This window comes from Roseivivax sp. (assembly GCF_054552075.1).
Map to the genome: position 1 here is coordinate 159,644 of NZ_JBTOLZ010000002.1, position 14,428 is coordinate 174,071.

The 14,428-nt window shown below is 68.8% G+C and carries 12 protein-coding genes; 4 read left to right on the forward strand and 8 right to left on the reverse strand.

Annotation, left to right across the window (positions count from 1 at the left end; genetic code table 11):
• Positions 1-70: 70 nt before the first annotated feature.
• From fsa to ACX938_RS02305, 5 genes are all read right to left on the reverse strand, one after another.
• The gene (gene fsa, locus ACX938_RS02285; protein ID WP_459429824.1) at positions 71-727 is read right to left on the reverse strand and encodes a fructose-6-phosphate aldolase; all 657 of its coding nucleotides are present in this window, start codon (positions 725-727) and stop codon (positions 71-73) included.
• A gap of 20 nt (positions 728-747) precedes the next feature.
• Positions 748-1,401 carry an AAA family ATPase gene (locus ACX938_RS02290; protein ID WP_232752200.1) on the reverse strand — a complete coding sequence of 218 codons (654 nt, stop codon included), beginning with the start codon at positions 1,399-1,401 and terminating at the stop codon, positions 748-750.
• A 2-nt stretch (positions 1,402-1,403) separates the two neighbouring features.
• Positions 1,404-2,186 (reverse strand): ATP-binding cassette domain-containing protein, encoded by a 783-nt coding sequence (locus tag ACX938_RS02295; protein WP_232752202.1) that lies wholly within the window; start codon positions 2,184-2,186, stop codon positions 1,404-1,406.
• Entirely contained in the window at positions 2,183-3,235 is a 1,053-nt protein-coding gene (locus ACX938_RS02300; protein ID WP_232752203.1) for an ABC transporter permease, read from the reverse strand. Before ACX938_RS02300 ends, ACX938_RS02295 begins: the two co-directional genes overlap by 4 nt.
• 129 nt (positions 3,236-3,364) lie before the next feature.
• Entirely contained in the window at positions 3,365-4,378 is a 1,014-nt protein-coding gene (locus ACX938_RS02305) for a substrate-binding domain-containing protein (protein WP_232752205.1), read from the reverse strand.
• 324 nt (positions 4,379-4,702) lie between these two features.
• Between ACX938_RS02305 and ACX938_RS02310 the strand changes: the two genes are divergently transcribed.
• From ACX938_RS02310 to ACX938_RS02325, 4 genes are all read left to right on the forward strand, one after another.
• Positions 4,703-5,920: an ROK family transcriptional regulator gene (locus tag ACX938_RS02310; RefSeq protein WP_232752207.1), complete on the forward strand. Its 1,218-nt coding sequence runs from the start codon at positions 4,703-4,705 to the stop codon at positions 5,918-5,920.
• A gap of 1,115 nt (positions 5,921-7,035) precedes the next feature.
• Positions 7,036-7,584, forward strand: coding sequence for a PAS domain-containing protein (locus ACX938_RS02315; protein ID WP_459429825.1), 549 nt, complete (start codon positions 7,036-7,038; stop codon positions 7,582-7,584).
• 26 nt (positions 7,585-7,610) lie between these two features.
• Positions 7,611-11,090, forward strand: coding sequence for a chemotaxis protein CheB (locus ACX938_RS02320; protein WP_459429826.1), 3,480 nt, complete (start codon positions 7,611-7,613; stop codon positions 11,088-11,090).
• Positions 11,087-11,458: a response regulator gene (locus ACX938_RS02325; RefSeq protein WP_232752212.1), complete on the forward strand. Its 372-nt coding sequence runs from the start codon at positions 11,087-11,089 to the stop codon at positions 11,456-11,458. Before ACX938_RS02320 ends, ACX938_RS02325 begins: the two co-directional genes overlap by 4 nt.
• A gap of 177 nt (positions 11,459-11,635) precedes the next feature.
• On the opposite strand, the gene ugpC is transcribed toward ACX938_RS02325, so the two are convergent.
• The 3 genes from ugpC to ugpA form a co-directional block, all read right to left on the reverse strand.
• The gene (gene ugpC, locus ACX938_RS02330) at positions 11,636-12,610 is read right to left on the reverse strand and encodes a sn-glycerol-3-phosphate ABC transporter ATP-binding protein UgpC (RefSeq protein WP_232752213.1); all 975 of its coding nucleotides are present in this window, start codon (positions 12,608-12,610) and stop codon (positions 11,636-11,638) included.
• Positions 12,610-13,446, reverse strand: coding sequence for a sn-glycerol-3-phosphate ABC transporter permease UgpE (ugpE, locus tag ACX938_RS02335; protein ID WP_232752621.1), 837 nt, complete (start codon positions 13,444-13,446; stop codon positions 12,610-12,612). The genes ugpC and ugpE overlap by 1 nt, the downstream gene beginning before the upstream one ends.
• A 65-nt stretch (positions 13,447-13,511) precedes the next feature.
• A complete protein-coding gene (ugpA, locus tag ACX938_RS02340) occupies positions 13,512-14,393 on the reverse strand; it encodes a sn-glycerol-3-phosphate ABC transporter permease UgpA (protein WP_459429897.1) in 882 nt (293 codons plus the stop codon).
• Between the last annotated feature and the right edge of the window lie 35 nt (positions 14,394-14,428).

Consider the following 14,428-nt stretch of genomic DNA (forward strand, 5'->3'; position numbering starts at 1 on the left):
TTCCGAACAAGGAACCGGCGCGCGCCAGGACGGCACGCGCCGGTTTTGGTTCAGCGTCCGGGCGCGGGGCTCAGAGGATGCTCTGCCCCGTCGCCTTCCAGTCGGCGACGAAGGCCGCAAGGCCCTTGTCGGTCAGTGCGTGGTTCGCCAGCCGCTCGATCACATCCGGCGGGATGGTCGCCGCATCGGCCCCGGCCAGCGCCGCCGCCGAGACGTGGTTGGCGCTCCGCAGCGAGGCCGCGAGGATCTGCGTCTGAAGCGCCGGATAGGCGTCATAGACCTGGCGGATGTCGTGCAGGAGCTGCTCGCCCTCGAGGTTGAGGTCATCGAGCCGGCCCACGAAGGGCGAGACATAGGTCGCGCCCGCCTTGGCCGCGAGCAGCGCCTGGGTGACCGAGAAACAGAGCGTCACATTGGTCTCGCGGCCCTCGGCGCGGATGCTGGCGCAGGCGCGCAGCCCGTCCATGGTCAGCGGCAGCTTGATGCAGACGTTCTCTGCGATCTTGGCCAGCACCGCGGCCTCGCGCATCATGGTGTCGTAATCGGTGGCCGCGACCTCGGCCGAGACCGGGCCCTCGACCATGGCGGCGAGCTCGCGGATGGTCGGCAGGAACTCCGCGCCGCTTTTCGCGATCAGGCTGGGGTTGGTGGTCACGCCGTCGATCAGCCCGGCCTCGGAGAGGCGGCGGATTTTGGCGACATCGGCGGAATCGACGAAGATCTTCATTCTGTCAGGGTCCTTGAGGGTTAGGGAGCGAGCTTGGCGTCCTGGCCAAGCCTGAGATCGGCGGGGCGCGAACGCTCCACCACGAGGCGGGCGTTGGGCAGGTCGTTGCCGCGGGCGCGGGCCTCGGCGGCCTCGCGCGGCAGCCCGTGGTCGAGCCAGCGCCGGATCAGCCGGTCCTCGAGCACCTCGATCGGCGGGGCGATCATCACGCTGGCGTCGAACTCCGCGGCAAGCTTGCCCCAGGCGCCCTCGCCCAGGAGCAGGTAGTTGCCCTCGACCACCACCAGCGGCACCTCGGCGCGCAGGAAGCCCGCGTCGGGCAGCGTGCAGTCGCGGGCCCGGTCGAAGAGCGGATAGGCGATGTCGCGCCCGCCGGCGCGGATCTCGCGGATCAGCGCCAGGAAGCTCTCGGCGTCGAAGGTCTCGGGCGCGCCCTTCTGAGCCAGGAGCCCGCGCGCCACCAGCTCGGGGTTCTCGAGGTGGAAGCCGTCCATCGGCAGCAGCGCCGCGCGGCCCGGGGTCTCCTGGTTCAGCCGGTCGACCACCTCGGCGGCCAGGGTCGACTTGCCCGAGCCCGGCGGCCCCGCGATGGCGATGATCGAGCGCGCGCCCGCGCGGGCGCGGCCCCCGATCAGTTCGAGAACCGCGCGGGTGTCCTGGTCCAGCGCCGCCATGGTCAGGCCGCCGGGGTGAGGCTGTCGGGGGTCTTGGCCCCGGTCATCAGCGCCACCGCGTCGGACATGGTGACCTCGCCGGGGCGCAGCACGCAGAGCCGCCGGCCCAGCCGGTGCACGTGGATGCGGTCGGCCACCTCGAAGACATGCGGCATGTTGTGGCTGATCAGGATGATCGGCACGCCGCGGTCGCGCACCCGGCCGATCAGCTCCAGCACCTTGCGGCTTTCCTTGACCCCCAGCGCCGCCGTGGGCTCGTCGAGGATCACCACCTTGGAGCCGAAGGCCGCCGCCCGGGCCACCGCCACGCCCTGGCGCTGGCCGCCCGAGAGCGTCTCGACCGTCTGGTCGATGTTCTGGATCGTCATCAGCCCCAGCTCGGAGAGCTTCTCGCGGGCGATGCGGCGCATCTCGGCCTTGTCGAGCTGGCGCAGCCAGCGGCCCATGGGCCCGGATTTGCGGATCTCGCGGCCCATGAACATGTTGTCCGCGATCGACAGCGCCGGCGACATGGCCAGGGTCTGGTAGACGGTCTCGATGCCGGTCTCCCGGGCCTCGATCGGCGAGCCGAAGGTGACCGGCTGGCCGTCGAGGCGGATCTCGCCCTCGTCGGGCTGGATCGCGCCCGAGAGCGCCTTGATCATGGTCGACTTGCCGGCGCCGTTGTCGCCGATCACGGCCTGGATCTCGCCCGGGTAGAGGTCGAAGTCGCAGTTGTCGAGCGCGGTCACCCGGCCGTAGCGCTTGGTCAGCCCGCGGGCGGAAAGGATCGGTTGCGTGCTCACAGGCTGGCCCTCCGGATACGCTGGTCCACGGTGACGGCGGCGATGATCAGGACGCCGATCAGGAGATAGGTCCACTGCACATCCGCCCCGAGAAGGCGCAGGCCCAGCGTGAAGACCCCGACGATCAGCGCCCCGAAGAGCGTGCCCGCCACCGATCCGCGGCCGCCGAAGAGCGAGATGCCCCCGATCACCACCGCGGTGATGCTTTCGATATTGGCCAATTGTCCCGCCTGTGGCGAGACCGAGCCGATGCGCCCGATCAGGGCCCAGCCGGCGAAGGCGCAGATCAGCCCCGCCAGCGCATAGACCGAGATCAGCGTGCCGCGCACGTTGACGCCGGAGAGCTCCGCCGCCCCCGGGTCGTCGCCCACGGCATAGACGTGGCGGCCCCAGGCGGTCTGGCTGAGGACGTAGGTCAGCACCGCCACCAGCACCAGAAGCAGGATCACCCCGTAGGTGAAGACCGCGCCGCCGACCTCGATGGTGCGGCCGAAGAACTGCAGGAGCGGCGCCTGTTCGGCGATGTCCTGGCTGCGGATCACCTCGGAGCCGGAATAGAGGAAGTTCGCCGCCAGCACGATCTGCCACATGCCCAGCGTCACGATGAAGGGCGGCAGCTTCCAGTAGGCCACGAGGTAGCCGCTGATCGAGCCGCAGATCAGTCCGCAGAGAAGCCCGCAGAGGACCCCCAGCGCGGGCGGCAGCCCGAGGTCGAAGGTGAACTTGCCCATGATCACCGAGGACAGGATCATGATCGCCCCGACCGAGAGGTCGATGCCCGCGGTCAGGATCACCAGCGATTGCGCCGAGGCGACGATGCCGATGATCGCCACCTGTTGCAGGATCAGCGTCAGCGCGAAGGGCGTGAAGAAGCGGTCGCCGAGCAGGAGACCGAAGATCGCCACGGCGACGATCAGCACGATCAGCGGCACGATGGCGGGCGAGGCATAGAGGATGCCGGCGAGCTTCGCGCGCAGGCCCTGGGGCCCGGCGAAGGCGGCAACGGTCTCCGAGCCGGAGCCGTCGCTGTCAGGGGTTGCGTCCTGCATGGCGGGGCCTTCCTGGAATGGCGCTTGGGCCAAGAAAAAACTGTGTGGGGTGGCGGGCCCCGGGGGGGCGGTGCGGCGGCCTCGCGGCCGCGCGCGCCCTGTCCTCCGGGGCCCTTGGTCAGGCCGGGATCAGCCCCAGCAGAGGTTCATGCCCTCTTCGACGGAGAGCTGGTCGAGCCCGTCGACGGGGTTGGCGGTCACGAGGCCCACGCCGGTGTCGAAGAAGGCCTTGCCTTCGGTCGCCGAGGGCTTCTCGCCGGTTTCGGCGAATTGCACCACGGCCTCGACGCCCTTGGCGGCCATCTCCAGCGGATACTGCTGGGCGGTGGCGCCGATCACGCCGGCCTGGACGTCCTCGACGCCCGGGCAGCCGCCGTCGACCGAGACGATGATCACGTCGTCCTGCTTGCCGAAGGAGCGCAGCGCCTCGTAGGCGCCGGCGGCGGCGGGCTCGTTGATCGTGTAGACCACGTTGATGTCGGGCTCGATCGCCAGTAGGTTCTCCATGCCCTCGCGGCCGCCCTCGGCGTTGCCGCTCGACAGCTCGTGCCCGGCGATGCGCGGGTCTTCCTCGTCGCCCCATTTGCTCTCGTCGCCGATCTCGACGCCGAAGCCGGTCAGGAAGCCCTGGTTGCGCAGGACGCCGACGGTGGGCTGGCTGACGTTGATGTTGAGAAGGCCGATCTTGGCCTCCGAGGTGTCGCCCATGGTCTTGGCGGCCCATTCGCCGATCAGCCGGCCGGCCTCGAAGTTGTCGGTGGCGAAGGTCATGTCGGCGGCGTCGATCGGGTCGAGCGGCGTGTCGAGCGCGATGACCAGCATGCCGGCGTCGCGCGCCTGCTGGACCGCGCCGGTGATCGCCTTGGTGTCCGAGGCGACCAGCAGGATGCCGTCGGCCTCCGCGGCCATACAGGTCTCGATCGCGTCGACCTGGGTCTCGTGGTCGCCGTCGAACTTGCCCGCGAAGGAGCGCAGCTCGGTGCCGAGCTCGGCGGCCTTGGCAAAGGCGCCCTCGGCCATCTTCACGAAGAAGGGGTTGGTGGCGTCCTTGGTGATCAGGCAGACGCCGCCTTCGGCGGCGGCGCTGCCGGCCATGGCGGTCGAGGCGAGCGCCCCGAGGATACCGGCTTTGACGAGTTTCATGGTCTCTCTCCCTTGTTCGATGGCGCGCCTTAATACCTCATTAGGAAGTATTTATCCGGGGCCACCCTCAATGCTGCGCCCCAGGTCAGGGCTGTGATCTCACGCGCCGCGCCTCTCCTTTGCACAGCATCGCGTAATCCAACGAGTAGGGCGACGTTACGGCAGCTGTCAATAAAAACTTCCGAATGAAGTATTAATATGTTCGGAGCCTCACCGCGCTTGTCTGGCGGCCCCCGCCTGCCTAGAGTGCAGGCCAAGGCCCGCCCGGCGCCCGGCCCGCAAGAGGCCCGCGCCCACCGGCCAAGACATTGAACCGGCTCGATCATGGCACCTCGCGACAAGGAAGACATGCTGCGCGCGACGCCCTTCCGGGGGTCGAACCAGACCACCGTGCGCGGCGCCAACGAGCGGCTGGTCCTGCATCTCGTGCGCCAGTGCGGGGCGCTGACCAAGGCCGAGGCGACCCGCGCGACCGGGCTCTCGCCCAATGCCGTCTCGGTGATCTTCAAGGCGCTCGAGGCCGATGGCTACCTGCTGCGGGGCGACCCGATTCGCGGCCGCGTGGGCCAGCCCTCGGTGCCGATGCGGCTCAACCCCGCCGTGCGCCATTACCTCGGGCTGAAGATCGGCCGGCACAGCTATGACCTGGTGGCCGCGGACTTCCTGGGCCAGGTCGTGGCCCGGCGCACCGCGCGGCATGCCTATCCCACGCCGACCTCGGCGGCGGCGTTCCTGCGCGGCGCCCTGCGCCCGCTTCTGCGCTCGGCCCGGCTGAAGCCCGAGGACCTGTCGGGCTCGAGCGTCGCCATGCCCTCGGAGCTCTGGCACTGGACCGAGGATTTCGGCGCCCCCTCCGAGGAGATGGCCGCCTGGCGCGACTTCGACGCGGCGCGCGATCTCGGACCGCTCCTGCCCGGCCCGATCAGCACCGAGAACGACGGCACCGCCGCCTGCCGGGCCGAGCTGGTCTTCGGCCCGCGCCGCAGCCACAGCGATTTCGTCTATTTCTTCGTCGGCGCCTTCATCGGCGGCGGGCTGGTGCTGAACGGCAGCGTCTTCGCCGGGGCGCGCGGCAATTCCGGCGGCTTCGGCCCGATGCGGGTGCCCGACGAGCCCGGCGGCCAGCGGCTGGTCGACCATGCCTCGCTGGTGGTGCTGGAGCGGCTCCTGGCCGAGGCCGGAGAGGACCCCGCCGCGCTTTACCGCGACCCCGAGGCCTGGGAGGCCTTCGAGCCCGTGGTCGGCCCCTGGATCCTGCGCGCCGCCCGCAGCCTCGCCCATGCCATCGTCTCGACCCTGGCGGTGATCGACGTCGAGGCGGTGGTGATCGACGGTGCCATGCCGCCGGGGATGCGCGCGCGGCTGGTGCGCGAGGTCGGGCGGCAGCTCGACCTCCTGGACCTGCAGGGGGTGATCCGCCCCGAGGTCGAGGCGGGCCACTTCGGCTCCGTCGCCCGCGCGCTCGGCGCGGCGGCCTACCGGATCTCGGCGGATCACATGGTGGACGGGAGCAGGCTTCTGACGCCCGCCGCGGCGGGGTGAGAGGGTGTGGGGTGAGGGATTGGTCGCCGGTCTAGCAGCGGGCCGCCTGCCCCCGCCGACGTCGAGGCTCCGCCTCCGATCACCGCGCCGCCCCCTAGTCGCCCCGCGCGCCCGGACCTCCTGCCCACTTACCCACCCTGCCCTCTGAAACCCCACCCGCTCGGACCTCGCACCACGGCCAGAAGGTGACGGGCGCGCGCCGGACCGGGGGTCGGCGCTTCTGGCCTCCGAGCAAGGCGCTTTATCCCCGCAAGGTCAGGACAAACTACGAGTTAGGCGGGCCATCCCAGGAAGCGCCGGCCCATAGGGCCGGTCCGGCGCGCGCCCGGCACCTGCGGTGCTGTTCGGGCGCAAGTGGGCTGAGGAATGATGCTGCTGGGCGGTGGGGGCCTTGGCGCTGGCTTTGGAGCCATCCGCTTGGCCCCGGCTGTCCCCGGCAACGCCCGAGGCTCCGCCCCTCACCTACCCTGCCCTCCGAAACCCCACCCGCTCGGACCTCGCACCCCCGCCAGGAGGTGACGGGCGCGCGGCGGACCGGGGGTCGGCGCTTCTGGCCTCCGAGCAGAGCGCTTTATCCCCGCAAGGTCAGGACAAACTACGAGTTAGGCGCGCCATCCCAGGAAGCGCCGGCCCATAGGGCCGGTCCGGCGCGCGCCCGGCACCTTCGGTGCTGTTCGGGCGCAAGGGGGCGCGGTTGGGGAAGGCAGTCCTTTGGAGTGGAGGGCGGTTCGGCCCGGGCATGTGGCGACGCTGGATCCGTTCGGGTTGACCGGGCAGGTCCCGCCCGGCCTCACCAGCCAGCGCGGCCGTGCCAAGTGGACGGCACCGCAGATCACCGCCCGCCCGCATCAGCCAGCCGGAGCCTCAGCACCGCAAATCACCAGCACCGCTCTCCTCTCAGCGCCACCGGCACCCCCGTCAAACCCCACCCTCACCGCACCACACCACCGCCAAACCCCACCCCTTGACGCAAGGTCATCCGCCACCGCGCCCTCCAACCCCGCCTCACCCCCATACATCCCGATGCAGGAATGCATCATTCTCCCTGTGGTTGCTTGCCAAGACGTGTCTTGAATGCATGTTCTGGAGGTGACGCATAACCAGCGAGGAGCTCGATGAGCGCCCAGACGGAGTTGCCCGCATCCCTGCGAGCGTATCTCGAGAATTCCAACGTGGCCCTCGCGGTGTCCGAAACGGACGGCGACATGCCGTTGACCATGGTCAACGCGGCCTTCTGCGAGCTGACCGGATACGACCCCGAGGACGTCGTCGGGCGCAACTGCCGGCTCCTGCAGGGGCCCGAGACCTCGGACGACAGCCGCCGCGCGCTGCATGATTTCGTGCATGACCCCGCCCAGGACGCCGGGCGCTTCCCGGTCCTGAACTACCGCAAGGACGGGTCGAGCTTTCACAACTACGTCTTCATGACCCGGCTGCGCGACAGCCGCGGCGCGGCGCATTTCATCCTCGCCTCGCAGTTCGACATGACCACCGCGCTCCAGCGCTCGCAGATCCGCGTCAACGACGCCGAGCTGCACCACGCGCTGAGCGACGTCGAACAGATCGGGCGGGAGTTCGGTCTCGCCATGGTAGGCTCGGCGCAGATCATCTCGGACTCGGTGGCCACGCTGGCCAGGCTGACACTAGACGAGGACCGGCGCTGACAGACCGGGACGGTGAGACAACAGTGATGAGAGACGACAACCAGGGCTCCCCCCGAGCCACGGAGGAGGAGAGCGAAGCCGAGGCGCAGGAACGCCTCTGCATCGTCGGCATCGGCGCCTCGGCCGGCGGGCTCGAGGCGATCCGCGAGATGCTCACCCAGGCCAGCGCCGAGAGCAACCTGGCCTATGTCGTCGTCCAACACCTCGACCCCAACCACGAGAGCCTCCTGGCCGAGCTTCTGGGCCGGCACACCGAGCTCGAGGTCACCCAGGTCTCGGGCGGCGAGACCATCGAGGCGGGCCATGTCTACATCATCCCGCCCGCGCATGGGCTCTCGGTCAAGAACGGCGTGCTGCATCTGACCGAGTTCTCCCAGCCGCGCGGGCTGCGCCGGCCGATCGACGACTTCTTCGAGAGCCTGGCGCTCGACCAGGGGCGCTTTGCGGCCTGCGTGATCCTCTCGGGCACCGGGGCGGACGGCAGCGCGGGGCTGCGCGCGATCAAGGAACACGGCGGGCTCTGCATCGTGCAAAGCCCCGACACCGCGAAATACGACGGCATGCCGACCTCGGCCCAGGCCACCGGGCTCGTGGACTTCGTGCGTGCGCCCGACCAGATCATCGAGGCGGTGCTGCAGTTCTACGCCCATTCGCTGGTCGACAAGATCGACGAGCGGCTGGCGCGCACGGTGGAACAATCGATCAGCGACATCTGCGCGGTGGTGCGCAGCTACGTCGGGCACGACTTCTCGGGCTACAAGCAGTCGACGCTGGTGCGCCGGGTGCAGCGGCGGATCCAGGTGCTCGACCTCGGCGATGCCAGCGAATACCTCGAACATATCCGCGCCGAGCCCGAGGAATGCGAGATCCTCTTTCGCGAGCTGCTGATCAACGTCACCCGCTTTTTCCGCGACCCCGAGCATTTCGAGGTGCTGCGCAAGCGCTCGGTGCATCCCCTGGTGCGCGACGCCCGCGACGACGACGAGATCCGCATCTGGGTGCCCGGCTGTTCGAGCGGCGAAGAGGCCTATTCCATCGCCATGATGTTCGCCCACGAGGTGCGGCTGCAGCGGCGCTCGGTGAACATCCAGATCTTCGCCACCGACATCGACGAACAGATGCTGCGGCTGGCCCGCGACGCGGTCTACCCGCAGGCCGCGCTCGGCGACATCCCCGAGGAGATGCGCGACCTCTACACCGTGGCCCGGGACGGCAAGTTCCAGGTCGCCGGCAAGATCCGCGACATGATCCGCTTCTCGGTGCACAGCATCGTGCGCGACCCGCCCTTCTCGGCGATCGACCTTCTGTCCTGCCGCAACCTGCTGATCTATTTCGGCGACCAGCTGCAGACCGCGGTCCTGCCGATCTTCCACTACTCGCTGAAGCCCGGGGCGAAGCTCTTCCTCGGGCCCTCGGAAAGCATCGGGCGCTACGATCACATGTTCCAGCCCGTCGACCAGAGCGCGCGGGTCTTCCAGCGCCTCGAGGGCAGCCCGAAATACCCGCTGCAACTGCGCGGCCAGACCCGGAGCGAGGGCAGCCAGACCCGCCGCCCGGCGCGCGACCGCGAGGCCTCGACCCGGCTCGAATGGAACGACAGCGGCGCGGTCGACCGCATCCTGGGCCAGTTCGCCCCGGCGACCCTGCAGGTCTCGCAGAAGGGCGAGATCCTGAAATCGACCGGCCGTCTGGGCAAATACCTCGATTTCACGCCGGGGCGCGACGACAGCCAGTTCGCCGCCAATGTCGCCCGCCCGGGCATCCGCGACGCGCTTTCGGCGCTGATCCGGCAGGTCGCGCAGAACAACAAGCGCACGCTGTCGCGCGACCTGACCGCGCAGTCCGAGTTCGGGCGCCAGGCGCTCGACCTGATCGCCGATCCGCTGAACGACGGCACCATCCTGGTGATCTTCCGCGACCGCGACCGCTTCGAGCCGCTGAGCGACGACGACGAGGTCGACGACCTCGATCCCTCGGACAGCCACGTCCAGAGCCTCGAGGACGAGCTGCGCAGCACCCGCCACCGGCTGCACACCACCGTCGAGGAGCTGGAGACGGCGAACGAGGAGCTGAAAAGCTCCAACGAAGAAATGATGTCGATGAACGAGGAGCTGCAGTCGACCAACGAGGAGCTCTCGACCGTCAACGACGAGCTGAAGACCAAGGTCGACGAGCTGTCCATCGCCAATGCCGATCTGTCGAACTTCTTCGCCTCGACCGCCCTGCCCCTGGTGGTGGTGGATGCGGATCTCAACATCCGCAACTTCACCGATGCGATCCAGTCGATCTATCCCTTCCGCGGCACCGACCGCGGCCGCCCGCTGACCGAGGTGACCAGCACGCTGCGCCGCAACGACGAGGTGCTCTCGGCGATCCGCGCGGTCATGCAGACCGGCGAGGTCTCGCATATGCGGGTCAGCGACCGCGCCCAGGACCGCACCTGGTCGCTGGTCATCACCCCCTACCGCACGCCGGACGGCGACCTGGACGGGGCGACGCTGGTCTTCACCGAGCTGACCGAGGCGATCCTGCTCGAGGAGGCGCTGAAACACGAGGGCGAGCGCCTGCGCCTGGCGCTCGACGTGGCGCAGCTGGGCGTCTGGGAGTGCAACCCCGAGGGCGGTGTGCTGAAGTTCGACGATACCGGCAGCAGCATCCTGGCCGCCGATTTCAACGAGCTGACCCACGAGGACCTTCTGGCCCGCGTCGCCTCCGAGGACCGCGAGCGCGTGCGCGAGGCGATGAAGACCGACCTGCACGGCGCGGGCGGCGTGGATGTCACCTTCCAGATCGCCGGCGACCTGACCGAGAACCGCTCGCTGCAGCTCGTTGGCCGGCGGGTCGACGGGCACCGCACCTCGCGGGTCCTGGGGGTGATCTTCGACGTCACCGAGGAACAGCAGGCCAAGCGCGTGCGCGAGCTGATGCTGCGCGAGATGAACCACCGCGTGAAGAACATGTTCTCGATCATCTCGGGCATGGTGCGGATCGCCGGGCGGACCACGGAGTCGGTGCCGGACCTGGTGGCCAGCATCGAGGATCGGGTCTCCGCGCTGGCCCGCTCGCACGACCTGACGCAAAGCTCGCCCGGCGCCGAACAGCTGACCATCGAGGACGCGGTGCGCGCCTCGCTCGATCCCTATACCGACGGCACCAACATCGAGGTCACCGGCCCGCGCATCACGGTGAACAGCCAGGAGCTGACGGCGCTGTCGCTCCTGATGCACGAATGGGCGACCAATGCGGCCAAATACGGGGTGCTCGGCCCGGTCGCGGGCAGCCTGCAGGTGGGCTGGGAGCAGGCCGCCGACGGCGAGGTGACGCTGACGTGGAACGAATCCTACGCCGAGGCGCTTTCTTCCCAGGAAGGCCCCGCCGGCTTCGGCTCGACGCTCGTGAAGCTCTCCGCGTCGCAACTCGGGGGCTCGGTGGCGGTGGATGCCACCGCCGAGAACCGCACCACGCGGTTGAAATACATCCCTGGCCCCTCGGGAGTGACCGAATGACCGCGACCGTCCTGATCTGCGAAGACGAGCCCATCGTGGCGCTCGATCTCGAGATGCTGGTCGAGGGCTTCGGCTTCCAGGTCATGGGCCCCTATGCCTCGCTGCGGGCCGCCGAGGCGGCGCTGGCCGAGCGCACCCCCGACGCCGCGATCCTCGACGTGCGGCTGACCGACGGCGAGGTCTTTCCCTTGGCCGACAAGCTGCAGGCGCAGAAGGTCGGGCTGGTCTTCCACTCGGGCCATGCCTACGAGGCGGAGGTGAGCAAGAGCTACCCCGGCTGCCGCTCCTGCCAGAAGCCCGTGGCCACCGACCGGCTGAAACAGGCGCTTCTGAGCGTGACCCGCGACGCGGTGAGCGACCCCTGCTGAGGTGAGGCGGGGCGGGCGCGCCCCGTGTCTCTTGGAGGTGCGCGGGCGGGGCGGTATGGCAACGACGCCCGCCTGCAACTAGCGATAAGCGCGGTCTATGCTGAACGCGGCAATGCCCTGTCCAGCTCGGACTTACACGGCCCGCAACGCCGCCGGCACGCGCCCCCTGCCCAACCGTCAGCCGAAGCGCATCTCGTGCCGACCGTCCCAGGCCAGACCGATGCCGGTCCCCTCGGCGGGGATCGGGGCCGCGCCGTCCTGGCGCACCGTCAGAAGGCTCCCGTTCTCAAGCCGCACATGCACCAGCGTCTCCGCGCCCAGCGGCTCGGCATTGGCGACCGTGGCACCCAGCTGCCCGGCCCCGGCGCCCTCGACGATGCTCAGATGCTCGGGCCGCACGCCGATGCGCCCGCGCCCGCCTGCCTCGAAGAAATTCGTCGGCGGCGAGCCGATGAAGCCCGCCACGAACTCGGTCGCGGGGTTGGAATAGACCTCGAGCGGCGCGCCGATCTGGTCGGCATGGCCCGCGTTCATCACGATCATCCGGTCGGCCATGGTCATCGCCTCGACCTGGTCGTGGGTGACATAAAGCGAGGTCACGCCCAGCTCGCGCTGAAGCTGCCGGATCTCCAGCCGCATCTGCACCCGCAGCTTGGCGTCGAGGTTCGAGAGCGGCTCGTCGAAAAGGAAGACCGCCGGTTTGCGCACGATGGCCCGGCCCATGGCCACCCGCTGGCGCTGCCCGCCCGATAGCTCGCGCGGCTTGCGCGCCAGGAAGTCGCGGATCTGCAGAAGGTCCGCCGCCTGCTCCACCCGCTCGGCGATCTCGCCCTTCGGCGTGCCCGCGATCTTCAGCCCGTAGGCCATGTTGTCGAAGACCGACATATGCGGATAAAGCGCGTAGTTCTGGAAGACCATGGCGATGTCGCGGTCCATGGGCTCCTTCTCGTTGACCCGCGCCCCGTCGATGGCGATCTCGCCCGAGGTCACGGTCTCGAGGCCCGCCACCATGCGCAGAAGCGTGGACTTGCCGCAGCCCGAGGGGCCGACGATCACGATGAACTCGCCCTCCTCGATGTCGATGTTCACCCCATGGATGACCTCGGTCTTGCCGAAGCGCTTCTTCACGTCGCGTAGAGAGAGGGTCGCCATTACTTCTCGCTTTCCACTAGGCCGCGGATGAACAGCCGCTGCATGCCGACCACGACGATCACCGGCGGGATCATCGCGAGGATCGAGGTCGCCATGATCACCGGCCAGTCGGCGATGTCGTCGCCCGAGGGGAACATCTGCTTGATGCCCATGACGATGGTGTTCATCGAGGGGTCGGTGGTGATGAGGAGCGGCCAGAGATACTGGTTCCAGCCGTAGATGAACAGGATCACGAAGAGCGCGGCGATGTTGGTGCGGCTCATCGGCAGGAGGATGTCGAAGAAGAACCGCATCGGCCGCGCCCCGTCGACGCGGGCAGCCTCGGCCAGCTCGTCCGGCACGGTCATGAAGAACTGCCGGAAGAGGAAGGTCGCCGTGGCCGAGGCGATCAGCGGGAAGATCAGCCCCGAGTAGCTGTTCAGCATCCCGAAGCCCGCGACCACCTCGTAGGTCGGCACGATGCGCACCTCGACGGGCAGCATCAGCGTCAGGAAGATCAGCCAGAAGAAGAGCTGCCGCCCGGGGAAGCGGAAGTAGACGATGGCGAAGGCCGACAGGAGCGAGATCGCGATCTTGCCGAAGGCGATGCCCAGCGCCATGACCAGCGAATTGCCCAGCATCAGCGCCACCGGCGCGTTGATGCCCGAGGTCAGCGCGCGGGTGTAGTTCTCGATGAACTGGTCGCCGGGCAGAAGCGGCATCGGCGGCCGGGCGATCTCGGGCTGCGAGATGGTCGAGGCGACGAAGGCCAGCCAGATCGGGAAGAAGATGAACAACAGCCCGACGATCAGCCCGAGGTGGGTGAGCCAGAGGCCGGCGCCACGGCGCTCGACCATGCCGTCGTGGTCGGCGCCGGGCGCCTTGACCGGCGGGGTCTCTGCGGCAAGGGCGTCACGCGTGGTCAATAGTGCACCCTCCGTTCGACAAAGCGGAACTGGATGATGGTCAGCACCGAGACGATGGCCAGCAGGATCACCGACTGCGCCGCCGAGGAGCCCAGGTCCTGCCCGACGAAGCCGTCGGCATAGACCTTGTAGACGAGGATCGTCGTGGCCTGCTGCGGCCCGCCCGAGGTGATCGTATGGATCACGCCGAAGGTCTCGAAGAAGGCGTAGACCACGTTCACCACCAGCAGGAAGAAGGTGGTCGGAGAGAGGAGCGGGAAGACGATGGTGCGGAAGCGGGTCCAGAACCGCGCGCCGTCGATTGCCGCCGCCTCGATCACCGAGCGCGGGATCGACTGCAGCCCGGCCAGGAAAAACAGGAAGTTGTAGGAGATCCGCCCCCAGGCCGAGGCGATCACCACGAGGCCCATGGCCTCGTTGTCATTCAGCACGTGGTTCCAGTCGTAGCCCAGCACGCCGAGATACCAGGTCACCACGCCGACGCGGGTGTTGAACATGAAAAGCCAGAGCACGCCTGCCACCGCCGGCGCGACGGCATAAGGCCAGATCAGAAGCGTGCGATAGGTGCCCGAGCCCTTGATCAGCCGGTCCGCCAGCACCGCGAGCCAGAGCGCCACGCCCATCGAGACCACGGTGACCAGCACAGAGAAAATCGCCGTCGTCAGGAAGGAGGCCCGGTAATAGGGGTCGCCCAGCAGATACTCGAAATTGCCCAGGCCCACGAATTTCATCGACAGGCCGAAGGGATCGGGGATGTAGAGCGACTGCCAGATCGCCTGCCCGGCCGGATAGAAGAAGAAGACCGCGGTGATCACGATCTGCGGCAGGACCAGGAGGAGAGGCAGCCAGAGCCCCTTGAAGGTGACGCGCTTGTCCATGGCGGCCGGCGTCCCGGTCACCCGGGACGCCGCTC

Bases quoted from the DNA above. Each gene is read 5' to 3' on its own strand.
- ACX938_RS02305 (WP_232752205.1), bottom strand. From the start codon at position 4,378: ATGAAACTCGTCAAAGCCGGTATCCTCGGGGCGCTCGCCTCGACCGCC.
- ACX938_RS02320 (WP_459429826.1), top strand. From the start codon at position 7,611: ATGAGAGACGACAACCAGGGCTCCCCCCGAGCCACGGAGGAGGAGAGC.
- fsa (WP_459429824.1), bottom strand. From the start codon at position 727: ATGAAGATCTTCGTCGATTCCGCCGATGTCGCCAAAATCCGCCGCCTC.
- ugpE (WP_232752621.1), bottom strand. From the start codon at position 13,446: ATGGTCGAGCGCCGTGGCGCCGGCCTCTGGCTCACCCACCTCGGGCTG.
- ACX938_RS02315 (WP_459429825.1), top strand. From the start codon at position 7,036: ATGAGCGCCCAGACGGAGTTGCCCGCATCCCTGCGAGCGTATCTCGAG.
- ACX938_RS02290 (WP_232752200.1), bottom strand. From the start codon at position 1,401: ATGGCGGCGCTGGACCAGGACACCCGCGCGGTTCTCGAACTGATCGGG.
- ACX938_RS02310 (WP_232752207.1), top strand. From the start codon at position 4,703: ATGGCACCTCGCGACAAGGAAGACATGCTGCGCGCGACGCCCTTCCGG.
- ACX938_RS02300 (WP_232752203.1), bottom strand. From the start codon at position 3,235: ATGCAGGACGCAACCCCTGACAGCGACGGCTCCGGCTCGGAGACCGTT.
- ugpC (WP_232752213.1), bottom strand. From the start codon at position 12,610: ATGGCGACCCTCTCTCTACGCGACGTGAAGAAGCGCTTCGGCAAGACC.
- ACX938_RS02325 (WP_232752212.1), top strand. From the start codon at position 11,087: ATGACCGCGACCGTCCTGATCTGCGAAGACGAGCCCATCGTGGCGCTC.
- ugpA (WP_459429897.1), bottom strand. From the start codon at position 14,393: ATGGACAAGCGCGTCACCTTCAAGGGGCTCTGGCTGCCTCTCCTCCTG.